This window comes from Pseudomonas sp. 910_23, from assembly GCF_052850795.1.
This window is the reverse complement of sequence record NZ_VXCZ01000012.1, coordinates 98,681-113,211: the sequence shown is the minus strand read 5'-3', so window position 1 is coordinate 113,211 and position 14,531 is coordinate 98,681. Positions and strand designations below refer to the sequence as shown.

The following is a 14,531-nucleotide window of genomic DNA, read 5'->3' as shown; positions in this document are numbered from 1 at the left end:
TAATGAGAACTAACCTCAATAAACACTTATAATTGCCCACTTAAAACACAGAAGAGAAAGCATCCATGCCAGCACGACTCGGTCTCAGCCCCCTGAGCAAAGCGCTATCCATGCGCCGGGCCCTGAACATCAACCTCTTGCCGAGTACCCTGGCGCTGGCTGTGTCGATGCCAATTGCAGGTTATGTGCAAGCCCAGGAGATCGAGCTGAATATTCCTGCACAGTCGCTGGGGAGCGCACTGCAGGAATTTGGCCGCCAGACCAATGTGCAAGTGCTGTACAGCCCAGGCGACGTACAGGGCAAGAACAGCCGCGCCGTCAAGGGCAAAATGCAGCCGCAGCAGGCCATTGACGCGTTGCTGGCTGGCAGCCAGACCACCTATAGCCTCAATGGCAATACCTTGACCGTTGCCGCCGCCAGCAGCGGTGGCGGGCTGGAGCTGAGCCCCACTGAGGTGACCGCCAACTACTTGGGCAACATCACCGAAGGTTCCGGTTCCTACACGCCGGGCACCATTGCCACGGCTACGCGCCTGACCCTGACGCCGCGGCAAACGCCGCAGTCGATCACCGTGGTCACCCGCCAGCACATCGAGGACTTCGGCCTCAACAACATGGATGACGTGATGCGCCACACCCCGGGCATCACCGTGTCAGCCTATGACTCCGACCGCACCAACTACTACTCTCGTGGTTTTTCGGTCAACAGTTTCCAGTACGACGGTATCCCGTCCACCGTGCGCAACGTTGGTTATTCGGCGGGCAACACCCTCAGCGACATGGCGATCTATGATCGTGTCGAAATCCTCAAGGGGGCCACGGGCCTGCTCAATGGCGCGGGCTCATTGGGCGCTACCATCAACCTGATCCGCAAGAAACCCACCTCGGATTTCAAGGGCCACGTCCAACTGGGCGCGGGCTCCTGGGACAACTACCGCAGCGAAGTGGATGTCAGCGGCCCGTTGACCGACAGCGGCAATGTCCGTGGGCGTGCGGTGGCGGCATACCAGGACAAAAAGTCCTTCATGGACCACTACTCGCGCAAGACCGAAACCTACTACGGCATCACCGAATTCGACCTCTCCCCGGACACCATGCTGACGGTGGGCTTCGATTACCAGGACAACATTCCGCAGGGGTCGAGCTGGTCCGGGTCCTTCCCGTTGGTCAACTCCAACGGCAGCATCAACAAGATGCCCCGCTCGTATAACAACGGTACCACCTGGAGTTCCTGGGAGCAGAACACCCGTACCGCCTTCGCCATGCTCGAACATGACATGGGTGACGGCTGGGTCACCAAATTCCAGCTAGACCACAAGATCAACAGCTACCATGCCGACCTAGGTTCGATTCAATTCGTCCAGCCAGCAGCCGATGGCACCGCCGAGATTAATGGCCAGAAATACACCGGAGAGACCAAGAGTACATCGGCTGACCTCTACGCCACCGGGCCGTTCAGCCTGTTTGGCCGCGAACATGAACTGGTGGTGGGTGGCTCCATCGGCACCTCGCGCTGGCAAGGCAAGGGCTACTGGACGCCGGAATGGCCAGGCGGTAACAAGGTCGACTTCTATAATTGGAACGGCCATATCGCCAAGCCGATCTACGGCCCGGCCCAACAGCACATCGATGACACCATCCGCCAGACCGGCTACTACCTGACCGCACGCTTTAACGTGATAGACGACCTGAACGTGATCCTGGGTGGGCGCGTGGCCAACTATCACGTCACCGGCAACAATCCTTCCTACAAGGAAACGGGTCGCTTTATTCCCTACGCCGGCGTGATCTACGACCTCAACGACAACTTCTCGGTATACGCCAGCTACACCGATATTTTCCAACCCCAGGAAAGCACCTATAAGGACCGCAACGAAAAACTGCTGGAACCGGACGAAGGACAGAACTACGAGTTGGGCCTGAAAGGCGAGTTTTTCGACGGCCGCCTCAACACCAGCATCGCTTACTTCGAAGTGCATGAGACCAACCGCCCGATCTCGGACGATGCCTATAACAACCAAGTACCAGCCCCGCAAAACTGGGCGTTCAAGGGCTCCAAAGCCGTCACCAAGGGATATGAAGCAGAGATCTCCGGTGAGTTGAGCCCAGGCTGGCAACTGCAGGGTGGCTACACCCACAAGATCGTACGAGACGAAGACGACAAGAAGCTCTCTACCTTCGAGCCCGAGCATCAGGTCAACCTGAATACCACCTACAAGCTCAAGGGCGACCTGGACAAGTTCACCATCGGTGGCGGGGTACGCTGGCAGACCAAGGGCTGGAACTCAATCTGGAACGAGCCGCTCAAGCAAGATCAGGACATCACCCAGGAATCCTACTGGTTGGTGGACTTGATGACTCGCTACCAGGTCACCAAGAACCTTTCGGCCACCGTCAACTTCAACAATATCTTCGACAAGTCCTACTACAGCAACGTGGGCTTCTATAATTCGGCCGCCTACGGCGAGCCGCGCAACGTGATGGTCAGCACCCGCTGGGACTTCTGATCGCACACCTTGATCGACCGCACGCCCGGTGAGAGTTGAACGCTCACCGGGCGTTTTTTGTCGTACGAAAATAGTCTGTGGCTGCTTCATTGATCGGCATCAGCCAAAAAGACTATGCCGCTCACCCACAAAAAACCCGGATACAGGATCCGGGTTTCTCGTAAAGCGGCGGCTTACCTCATCGCATCCACCAAACTGCTGATGAACACCGCGCTGTCGATGATGCCGTCATGATCAGTCTCAATCATCACCGAGCGCTCGATACGCCCCTGGCTGATCACCGTCGCCATCTGCTGCTCAATCACTTCCTTGAATCGCCCTGCCCGGCTCTTGGCTGCCCACCAGCAACTGATGGGAGCCTTGATCGGCTTGAAGTCCGCCTGCAGCAAGCGCTCACTCAGTGCCCGGTCAACGTCCCAGGATATCTGCGCCTCATTGCCACGCAGCAGTTCCTCTTTGACGGCAGTAAATGCTTCGCCCAAGGTCTGTTCAGCCCAGCTCACGAATCCCAGCCATTGCTGCGCTTCATCCTCGGTATCCCGCCGGCATTGCTGCCAGGCACCCTGGATGGACTCGGCAAATTCGGGGAACATCACCCCCAACAAGGCGGCACGGCGCTCATTGGCTGAGACTTCGAGGTCGTCCTCGACCTCCACAGCATCCCAGTAGGGTTTGACCCACTGCGGCGGCGCAGCGTCGATCCAGCCGACAAACTCAACCTCGCGGCCGGCTTGCTCCAGGCCGTAGGCCACTTCCATGGCCAGATTACCGCCCAACGACCAGCCGGCCAGGCGGAACGCGCCATGGGGTTGGGCCGCCAACAATTGCGCGGTGTAGTCCTCGACCATCACCTGCCAATGCGGCACCGCGGCACCCTCTTCAGCCAATGCGCGACACATCACCCCGTACACCGGGCGCTGCTCACGCAGGGCCAGAGCAATCGCGGTGTAGCAATGCACCGAGCCGAAGCTTGGGTGGAACATGAACAACGGCGTGCCTTGCGTCTGCTGGTTAAGCTTGACGATCAACGACGCTCGGCTCTCGCCCTGCAAACACTTGACCTGCCCCGCCACGGTGGGGTTAAGCATCAATTGGCTGACGGAGAGGTTCACGCCGCTGACCTTGCGAATCCGCTCCTTGAGCATCAGCACCCGCAACGAATGGCCGCCGAGTTCGAAGAAATTGTCGCGAAGCCCCACACGCTCCACCTCCAGTACCTCGCGCCAGATCGCCGCGATCTGCTGCTCGATCTCGGTGACAGGTGCCTGGTGTTGCTCAGCGCTCTGAGCCTCAGGCTTGGGCAGTGCCTTACGGTCCAACTTGCCGTTCGGGCTCAGCGGCATCTGCGTCAGCACCACCCACTGCGCCGGGACCATGTAGTCCGGCAACTGCGCGGCCAGGTACGCAACCACCGCCGCCTTCCAATCCTCAAGCGGCTGCTGCAGCACCAGGTAACCCACCAGGTGCGTGCCGTCCACCGCCAGCACTGCGGCTTCGCGGACACTGTCGAGCTCCAGCAGGCGCGCTTCGATTTCTCCCAACTCGATACGCAGGCCACGCAGTTTGACCTGATGGTCCATGCGCCCGGCATATTCGATCACGCCATCGTCGCGATAACGCGCCAGGTCACCGGTGCGATACAGACGTGTGCCGCTACCGAACGGGTCAGTCACAAAACGCTCAGCGGTGAGTGCCGCACGGCGATGGTAACCCCGCGCCAAGCCAATACCGCCCAAGTACAATTCACCCAACACGCCCACCGGTGCAGGCTCCAGATTGTCATCCAACACGTAGCAACCCAGGTTGGCAATCGGTCGGCCAATCGGCACGGCATCGCGGCCTTCCTCGACACAAGTCCAGTGGGTCACATCGATAGCCGCTTCGGTGGGACCGTACAGGTTGTACAACCCGGCGTGGGGTAACTTGGCGAACACCTGTTGCTGGGCGTCCGCGGGCAATGCCTCACCGCTGCAGACGATGCGTTGCAGGCTCTGGCACGAAGCAACTGCCGCGTCTTGCAAGAACGCTTGCAGCATGGACGGCACGAAATGCAGCGTGGTGATCTGCTGCGAGTTGATCAGGCTCACCAGCCTGGCAGGGTCACGATGATCCCCCGGCGCCGCCACCACCAGGCGGGCGCCGGTCATCAACGGCCAGAAGAATTCCCACACCGACACGTCAAAGCTGAATGGGGTTTTCTGCAATACGCTGTCGCGGGCGTCCAGACCATAGGCCTGCTGCATCCAGCACAGGCGGTTGGTCAGTGCGTTATGGCGGTTGCCGGCGCCCTTGGGTTGGCCGGTGGAACCGGAGGTGTAGATCACGTAGACGAGGTTTTCGCCGTGCACGGTAATATCCGGGTTGTGGCTGTCGAACGCCTCCAACCAGGCATCGCCCTGCTCCAGCACCAGAGTGTTCACACCCGCTGGAACCGGCAGCTGCGCCAGCAGGTGGGCCTGAGTCAACAGCAGTTGCACGCCACTGTCTTGCAGCATGTAGGCCAGACGGTCACCGGGGTATTCCGGGTCCAGCGGCACATAGGCGCCACCGGCCTTGAGCACCGCCAACAGGCCGACCACCATTTCCACCGAGCGCTCCAGCGCCAGGCCCACCAGCACATCCGGGCCGACTCCGGCAGCCATCAAGCGGTGCGCCAGCCGGTTGGCCCGGGCGTTCAACGCGCTGTAACTCAGGGTTTGCCCGTCAAACACCAACGCCTGCGCATCCGGCGTGCGCAATACCTGAGCCTCGATCAAGCGGTGTACTGCTTGATCGAGCGGGTAGTCCACCGCCGTGGCATTCCAATCCTGCACCACCAACTGACGCTCGGCCTGCGCCAGAGACGGCAACGCGCCAAGACGTTGACTGCCATCGGTGGCCAGGGCCAGCAGCAACTGCTGGAAGTGCTCGGCCAATCGCTGGATATGCGCGGTGCTGAAGACCTGGCGGGCGTAATTGAATTCCAGGCCCAGTGTCTCGCCGAGGGCCAACAACACGGTCAATGGATAGTGGGTCTGCTCCAGGCTGTGCACTGCACCAAACCGCAACCCCGACGGTGCACCCTGCTCCAGCGCCTCGGACACCGGATAATTTTCAAACACCAGGATACTGTCGAACAAGGCTTCACCGCCCAGCCCGGCCCAACGCTGGATCTCGAACAGCGGCGTGTGTTCTTGCTCACGCAAGCCAACGTTCTGCTGCTGGAGCTGCTGCAACCAGTGGCTGACCGACATCTGCGCATCCGGCGTCGCCACCACGGGCAGCGTGTTAATGAACAATCCGACCTGCTGTTCAATCCCGCGAAGTTGCGCCGGACGCCCTGCCACCGTGGCGCCGAAGGCTACGGTGGCTTGCCCGGTGTGGTGATGCAACAGCAACAACCAGGCGCCTTGCACCAGGGTATTGAGGGTCACCTTGTGGCGCTGGGCAAAGGTTCTAAGCTGTTCGGTTTGCGCGGCATCCAGGCTCAAGCGATGTTCGCCATTGACCGCCAGGACCGCGTCCGCCTCAGACTGTGCGGAACGGGACAGACGCGTAGGCTCTTGCAGGCTGGCCAGTTGGTCTTTCCAGAACGCTTGACTGGCAGCTTTATCCTGCGCCTGCAGCCAGGCGATATAGTCACGATAACGCCCGGTCGGCGCGGGCAGCGCCTCGCCCGCATACTGTTGCAGCACCTCGCCGAACAGCTGCGAACCACTCCAGCCATCCATCAGGATATGGTGATTGGTGTAGATCAGGTGGTAGCTCGATACCCCCGTGCGCACCACCGTCAAGCTCAGCAACGGCGCCTGCTCCAGCACAAAGCCCTGGGCCCGTGCCGACTCGGCCAAGTCATCAAGGGCCTGGTTGCAGTCTGCACGCGTTTGCCAATCCAACTGCACAAACGGCAGGTGCGCCTGCTTGTAGACCACCTGCAAAGGCTGCTCAAGCTCCGCCTGCCAGACAACACCGCTGCGCAGGATCTCATGACGCTCCACCGCCACCTGCCATGCCTGGTGGAAGCGCGCTGCGTCCAGGCCCTGCACATCAATGCGCATCTGGTTGATGTAGTCACCCGAGCCTTCGCCGTACAGCGATTGGAACAACATGCCTTGCTGCATCGGTGACAACGGGTACAGGTCTTCGACCTCGGCCACGTTCAGCGCCAGGCCATCCAACTGTGCCTGGGACAAACGCGCCAGGGGGAAGTCCGACGGCGTCACGCCCTGGTGCGTCGACTCACAGCAGTGGTCGATCAGCGCCTTGAGTTCAGTTGCATATTCATCAGCCAGGCATTGCACCGTCGCCTCATCGAACATCGCCTGGCTGAAGCTCCAATTCAATTTCAGCTCGCCGCCAAAGACTTGGCCATTGATCTCCAGCCAGTTGCCCAAAGGCGCCTGCTGGCTTTGCTCGGCACCGCTGGCATCACCGGTCGGTGTGAACAGCCCTGGCTGTTCGCCATTGTCAAAACTGGCGTCAAACTGCCCCAGGTAGTTGAAGGTAATACGTGGGCGTGGCAAGGCCGCCAGCGTCAGTTGCGCCTCGGTATCGCCCAGGTATCGCAATGCGCCAAACCCTAGGCCCTTGTCGGGCACGGCGCGCAATTGCTCCTTGATGTGTTTCAGGGAAGTACCCAGGGAGTCAGCCGGAACCAATTGCAATGGGTAAAGGCTGGTAAACCAACCGACCGTGCGGGTCAGGTCGATCTCATCGAACAGGTCTTCACGACCGTGGCCTTCCAGCCGTATCAACATCGAGGCCTCGCCGCTCCAGCGTGTGATCACCCGCGCCAGGGCGGTGAGCAGCAGGTCGTTGATCTGGGTACGGTAGGCACTCGGCGCGTCTTGCAGCAAACGTCGCGTATACGTGCCGTCCAACTGCGTGCTCACGCTCAGCGCCAGCTGATTGCTCAAGCTTGCCTGTGGATCAGCGCCGGGCAAGCCGACCGGGCTGCCTTGCAATTGCGTCTGCCACCAGGCCAGTTGGTGTTGCAGCGCAGCGCTACGGGCATAGATCTGCAAGCGTGCGGCCCAGGCGCGGGTGGCGCTGGTCTTGGCGGGCAACGCCACAGGAGCGCCCTGCGCCAGTTGCTGGTAAGCGCTTTGCAGGTCTTCAAGCAGGATGCGCCACGACACACCGTCCACCACCAAGTGATGGATCACCAGCAACAAACGCTGGGAGCCATCGGCCAACTGCGCCAACACAGCGCGCACTAACGGTCCGATAGCCAGGTCGAGGCTGCGTTGGGCTTCTTCACCCAGGGCGTCCAGCTCCTCGACGCTGTTCAAGGTGGTTTGCCACAGCACCTGTTCAGCCTGGTGCTGATCGGGGCCGCGGTAAGCTGCGCTCCAGCCTTGCGGCCCCTCGACGAAAGTGCTGCGCAAGGCATCGTGATGCACGATCAACGCCTGCAGTGCCGCCACCAGCAGCGGCGCCTGCAACGGCTGGTGCGGTTGCAGCACCACAGACTGGTTCCAGTGGTGACGCTGGGGAATGTCATCGGCAAAGAAGCCTTGTTGCACTGGTAGCAGCAGCAACTCGCCGGTCAGCGCCGACTGGTCCAGTTGCACCGTGCCCTCGCCTTCCCGGGCGACGGTCGCCAGGCTTTGCACAGTCTGATGCTGGAACAGATCCTTGGGCGTGAAGCGCACCCCGGCCTGGCGAGCCCGGCTGACCACCTGGATCGAAATGATCGAGTCGCCACCCAGTTCGAAGAAGTTGTCATGCAAGCCGACTTGCGGCAGGCGCAGCACGTCGGCCCAGATGGTGGCGATCTTCTGCTCCAACTCGCTCTGAGGTGCCACATACACCTGCTGCATCTGGCTCACATCCGGCAGCGGCAAGCCCTTGCGATCGAGCTTGCCGTTAGGGGTCAGCGGCATACGTTCGAGGAACATCAAGTGCGTCGGCACCATGTAGTCCGGCAAGCGGGATTTCAACGCGCGACGTAAGGTTTCGCGGCCGTTTGATTGAGCGACTGCGTCGTCCAGAAGTGTTGAGTCCAGCGGCACGACATAGGCCACCAGCTGCTTGCCGGTCGGGCCCTCCTGAGCCACTACCACGGTTTCACCGACGCTGACCTGCTCGCGCAAACGCGCTTCGATTTCACCCAACTCGATACGGAAACCGCGGATCTTCACCTGATGGTCGACACGCCCCAGGTAGTCCACCACCCCATCCGGACGCCCACGGGTCAGGTCGCCGCTGCGGTACACACGGCTGCCCGGTTTGCTGTATGGGTCCGGCACGAAACGCTCGGCAGTCAGTGCCGGGCGCTCCAGGTAACCCCGGGCCACGCCCTCGCCGCCCAGGTACAACTCGCCTGCCACGCCGATGGGTTGCAGATTGAGTTGCGAATCCAGCACGTAACCACTGCGATTGCCGAGTAAGGTGCCGATGGGCGCGTAGACAGCGCCGCATGGGTCGCCCTTGCGCGCTTTCCACAGCAACGGCGTAACCACGGTTTCGGTCGGGCCGTAGCCGTTGAACAAATACGTTGGCTTGAGTGCACGCCATGCCAGGTCATAGCTGGCTTGAGCGACGGCATCACCACCGAAGCAATACACCCGCACCGCCGGTGGGTTGCCGTCGCGTTCGGCATGTTCGGCCAACTGTTGCAGGTACACCGGCGGGAATACCGCCATGGTCACGTTATGGCGGTGCATCTGCTCATAGGTGTATTCGGGCAACCACAGGCTGTCATCACGGATCAACACGCTGGCTCCGTTGATCAACGGGTGCATCCAGCCTTCGTGGGAGCCGTCGAAGGCGAACGACATAAAGTGCAGTTCGCAATCGGCCGGCGAGGTTTCATAACGCTCACCGGTGGCGATGATGTGCGCCACCAACGGGCCGTGAGACACCGCCACGCCCTTGGGCAGGCCGGTGGAACCGGAGGTGTAGATCACGTAGGCGAGGTTGTCGCCGTCCAGCGCCACATTCGGTGCTGTTTCGCTATAACCTGACCAGGCGTGTACCTGATCCACCGCCAAGGCTTCCAGGCCCTCCGGGATCGGCAACCGCTGCTGCACTGCCGAATGGGTCAGCAGCAATTTCGAGCGGCTGTCCTGCATCATGTACAGCAAGCGATCACGCGGGTACTCGATATCCAGCGGCACATACACGCCACCGGCTTTCATCACCGCCAGGAACGCCACCATGATTTCGGCACTGCGCGGCATGGCAATCGCCACGCGCACTTCCGGGCCGACGCCACGGGCAATCAGGGCATGAGCCAGACGGTTGGCCTGGCGATCCAGTTCGGCGTAGCTCAGGGTTTGCGCGTCGAACTTCACCGCCACCGCCGTCGGGTTTTCCCGGGCGCGATCGGCAAACAATTCGTGCACCCAGCGCTCGGCCGAGAAGCCAGAATCCGTGCGGTTCCAGAGTTGCAGGATCTGTTGTTGTTCGGCCGCGTCCAGCAAGCTCAACTGACTGAGCTGCTGCCGCGGGTTGGCAACCATCCCCTGCAGCAGGTTCTGCCAGTGGCGCGCCATGCGTTGCACAGTGCCAGCTTCGAACAGGTCCTGGGCATAACCCAGGGTGGCCCATATGCCTTCGGTGGACTCCTGGATATCCAGGTCCAGGTCGAAATGAGCGGTCTTGCTTTCCCACTCCAGCCCTTGCACCTGCAACGCTGGCAATTGGCGCTGAACCTGGACCTGGCCGACATCGGTCTGGTGGTTGAACATGACCTGAAACAACGGGTTGTGACTCAGGCTACGCTCAGGTTGCAGAGCTTCCACCAGTTGTTCGAACGGCAAGTCCTGGTGGGCCTGGGCCTCGACCGCGCGTTGCCGAACGTGCTGCAACAACTGCTCGACGCTCATCTGCCCATGCACATCCGCCTTGAGCACCTGAGTGTTGACGAAAAAGCCGATCAGCCGCTCGGTCTCGCTGCGATTGCGGTTGGCAATCGGCACACCGACGCGTATTTCTTCCTGGCCGCTGTAGCGGTGCAACAAAGTCTGGAACGATGCCAGCAGCAACATGAACAGGGTCACGCCCTGCTCTTGCGCCAACACCTTGAGGCCCTGAGTGAGTTCGGGCGCCAGCTCGAAGGCCAGGCGCGCGCCACGGTGGCTCTGCACCGCCGGGCGCTGGTGGTCGAACGGCAACTCCAGCACGCTCTGCTCACCGCCCAACAGCTCACGCCAGTAGGCCAGTTGGCGTTGCTTCTCGCCGGCGTCCATCCAGTTACGCTGCCATACGGCATAATCGGCGTACTGGATCGGCAACACCGGTAGCGGCACATCCTGGCCTTGGCTGTAACCGGCATACAACTGCACCAACTCCTCGACCACCAACTGCATTGACCAACCATCGGAGACGATATGATGCTGCACCAGCACCAACACATGCTCGTCGGCGGCCAGGCGCAGCAACGTCACGCGTAGCAACGGGCCTTGCTGCAGGTCGAACGGCTGGGCAATCAACGCTTCTACCCGGGCCTGAAGCTGGGCCTCATCGACATCAGTCTGGGTGATCGGCAAGGCCACCTGCGGTTCAATCACTTGCACCGCGCCGTCGTGATCCTGGCGAATATGGGTGCGCAAGCTTTCATGGCGCGCCAGCAAGCTATCGAAACTGTGCTGAAGCGCGCCTAGATCCAACTGCCCTTTCAAGCGTAATGCACTGGGGATGTGATACGCCGCACTCTGGGGCTCCAGTTGCCACAGAAACCATTGACGCTCCTGGGCATAAGACAGCGGCAAGGGCTGCTCGCGGCCCGCCGGCAGCAGAGGTGGCGCCGTCGGCATCGGGCTGTCCTGGGCCTGCAAGGCGGTGACAAATGCCTCCAGGCGTGGGTGTTCGAACACGGCCTTGAGCGGCACTTCCAGGCTCAGGGTCTGGCGAATCCGTGATACCACCTGCATCGCCAACAGCGAATGCCCGCCCAGTTCGAAAAAGTGCTGGTTCAGGCCCACGTGCTCGGTGCCGAGGACATCCGCCCAGATCGCTGCCACCTGTTGCTGCAACGGTGTGACCGGCGCCAGCCAGTCCTGTTGCAAGGCGGCGGCTTCGGGTTTGGGCAGCGCCTGGCGGTCCAGCTTGCCGTTGGGGTTCAAAGGCATGTGGTCGAGGAAGATCAGGTGCGCTGGCACCATGTAGTCCGGCAGGTGTTCACGCAAGGTCAGCATCAGTTGTTCGCCAGCCTCCGCGCGCTCGGTTTCAGACAGCGTCTGCGCCGGCACCAGGTAGGCCACCAGTTGGTTGTCAGCGGCCAGCAACAAGGCTTCACGCACACTGTCCTGAGCCAGCAGTACGCTTTCAATCTCACCCAGTTCAATGCGGAAACCACGGATCTTGACCTGGTGGTCGACCCGCCCGACATACTCCACCACGCCGTCGGCGCGATAACGCGCCAGGTCGCCCGTGCGGTACAGGCGCTCGCCTGCCGCGCCGAACGGGTCCGCGACGAAACGTTCGGCAGTCAGGCCCGGCCGTTGTAAATAAGCGCGGGCCAAGCCACTGGCGCTGGCGATATAGAGTTCACCGACTGCGCCCAGCGCCAGCAAGTTCAGGTCGCGGTCCAGCACATACAGACCACGCCCTGGCAGCGCCCGGCCAATCGGGCTGGCACCGGCGGCGCTGACGGCGCTCGCGTCGGTGCAGTCCAGCACACTGGAGACCACAGTGGCCTCGGTAGGCCCGTAGGTGTTGAGCAAGCGCACATGGCCGAGCCCGGCGCTCTGCCACAGGAGTGGGCCATCCAACGGCATGGCTTCGCCGCCGATATGGATCTGGCGCAAGGCACCATAAGACCTCGGGCCCGCTGCCAGGCAGTCTTGCAGGAACAGCTTCCAGTAGGCCGTGGGCAAGTCGGCCAAGGTGATGCCCTGGGCGATGATCTGCCGATACAGCTCGGCACCGTCCCACAGTTGCGGGCCGCGCAGTACTACGGTGGCACCGAGGGTCAGGGCCGGGTACAACTGCTCGACAAAACCGTCGAAGTTCAGGGTGGCAAACTGCAACACCCGGTCTTGGGCAACCAGTTGCGAGTAATCCGCCGCGATGCCAACGAACTCACTCAAGGCAGCATGGCTGATGGCAACCCCCTTGGGCTTGCCGGTGGAGCCGGAGGTGTAGATCACGTACGCCAGGCTCTGGGGCTCGACATCAGTCGGTAGATTGTCCTCGGAGCACTGCACCAATGGGGCCAGATCAATATCCACGGACGACACATGAGCCGGCAACGGCAGGCGCCCGCGCAGGTGGGATTGAGTCAACACCAGGCCGACGCCGCTGTCCTCAAGCATATGCACCAGGCGTTCGCGCGGGTACTCAGGGTCCAACGGCACATAGGCTGCGCCCGTCTTGAGCACCGCCAGCAAGCTGACCACCATGGCAAAGGAGCGCTCGATGCAGATCCCCACCGGCCCATGAGGGCCGATGCCCTGGGCCAGCAGGTAATGCGCCAGGCGGTTGGCCTGACGGTTCAGTTCGCCATAGCTGAGGGCCTGGTCATCCAGGGCCAGGGCCTGGCGGCCTGGCTGCCGGTCGGCCTGGGCTTCAAACAGCCGGTGCACCGCGTGCAGGGTGGTGGCACACGCCGGAGCATTCCAATCCTGGAGCATCACCTGTTGCTCCACGGCACTCAGCATCGGCAGCTCGCAGAGACGGCTGCGCGGTGCGTTCACCACCGCCTGCAACACGTGCTGCCAGTGCTGCGCCAAGCGCTCGACGGTAGCGGCGTCGAACAAGTCAGTGGCATAGGTCAGCGCAGCCCAGAGGCCCTCGGCGGATTCATGGGTATCCAGGCTCAGATCGAAATGGGTGGTCGGGCTGTCCCAATCCAGTTCCACCACACGCAGGCCAGGTAACTGCTGGCCTTCGCGGCCGCCCTGGGCATCGGTCTGGTGGTTGAACATCACCTGGAACAATGGGTTGTGGCTCAAGCTGCGTTCGGGCTGCAACGCCACCACCAGTTGTTCGAACGGCAGATCCTGATGGGCCTGGGCCTCCAGGGCGCGACGCTTGGTTTGTTGCAGCAGTTCGGCAAAGCTCATCTGCCCGTCGAGGTCAGCCTTGAGCACCTGTGTATTGACGAAGAAGCCGATCAACCGCTCGGTTTCGACACGGTTTCGGTTGGCATTCGGCACGCCAATACGAATGTCCGACTGCCCGCTGTAGCGATACAACAGGGCTTGGAACGACGCCAGCAACAGCATGAACGCCGTCACACCCTCCTGCTGCGCCAGGCGCTTGAGACCGGCCACCAGAGCCGGTGGCAGATGCACCTGCACGCTTGCACCGCGATGGCTTTGCTGCGCCGGACGCGAGCGGTCCAGCGGCAGCTCAAGCACCGGCTGCTCGCCGCCCAGCAGGGCCTGCCAATAGGCCAGCTGGCGCGCCTGCTCTCCGGCCTCCATCCAGCCTCGTTGCCACAGGGCGTAGTCGGCGTACTGGATCGGCAGCTCAGGCAGTTGCAAATCATGGCCCTGACTGTGAGCGGCGTAGAACTGCACCAGCTCTTCGACCATCACTTGCATCGACCAACCATCGGAGACGATGTGGTGCTGCACCATCACCAGCACATGTTCATCTTCGGCCAGTTGCAACAGCGTCACGCGCAACAACGGCGCCTGGTGCAAATCGAACGGCCGTGCGACTTCGGCTTCCACCCGCGCCATCAACTGTGCCTCGTCGATACGCGCCTGGTGGATCTGCACCCGCGCCTGGGGCATCACCGCTTGCCAGAGGCGTTCGCCGTCCTCGACCAGTTGTGTGCGCAAGCTCTCATGCCGGGCCAGCAGGCTGTCGAAACTGCGCTGCAATGCCGCCAGGTCCAAGTGCCCGTGCAGACGCAGGGCGCCGGGGATGTGATAGGCGGTGCTGTCCGGATCCAGTTGCCAAAGAAACCACTGGCGCTCTTGAGCGTAGGACAGCGGCAGATGTTGGCCGTCCTCGCGGATCGAGGCAATCGGCAGTTGAGCGAAACTCATGCCCCGGCTTTGCAGGCGCTGGTAAAACTGCTGGCGCTGCTCCAGAGGCAAGCGAAGAAAGCGCGACACCAAGTCGATATTAGGGTTGGAAAGCATG

The 14,531-nt window shown here is 61.7% G+C and carries 2 protein-coding genes; one reads left to right on the top strand and one right to left on the bottom strand.

The annotated features are described in order from the left end of the window. Positions 1 to 65: 65 nt before the first annotated feature. The gene (locus tag FW800_RS16155; protein ID WP_032876307.1) at positions 66 to 2,507 is read left to right on the top strand and encodes a TonB-dependent siderophore receptor; all 2,442 of its coding nucleotides are present in this window, start codon (positions 66 to 68) and stop codon (positions 2,505 to 2,507) included. A gap of 173 nt (positions 2,508 to 2,680) precedes the next feature. Here FW800_RS16155 and FW800_RS16150 read toward each other — a convergent pair whose 3' ends face one another. Further along, positions 2,681 to 14,530 (bottom strand): amino acid adenylation domain-containing protein, encoded by an 11,850-nt coding sequence (locus tag FW800_RS16150; protein ID WP_446437964.1) that lies wholly within the window; start codon positions 14,528 to 14,530, stop codon positions 2,681 to 2,683. Position 14,531: the final 1 nt, after the last annotated feature.

What these genes read in the sequence shown, in the direction of transcription:
- FW800_RS16155 (WP_032876307.1), top strand. Translation starts at nt 66, where the DNA reads ATGCCAGCACGACTCGGTCTCAGCCCCCTGAGCAAAGCGCTATCCATG.
- FW800_RS16150 (WP_446437964.1), bottom strand. Translation starts at nt 14,530, where the DNA reads ATGCTTTCCAACCCTAATATCGACTTGGTGTCGCGCTTTCTTCGCTTG.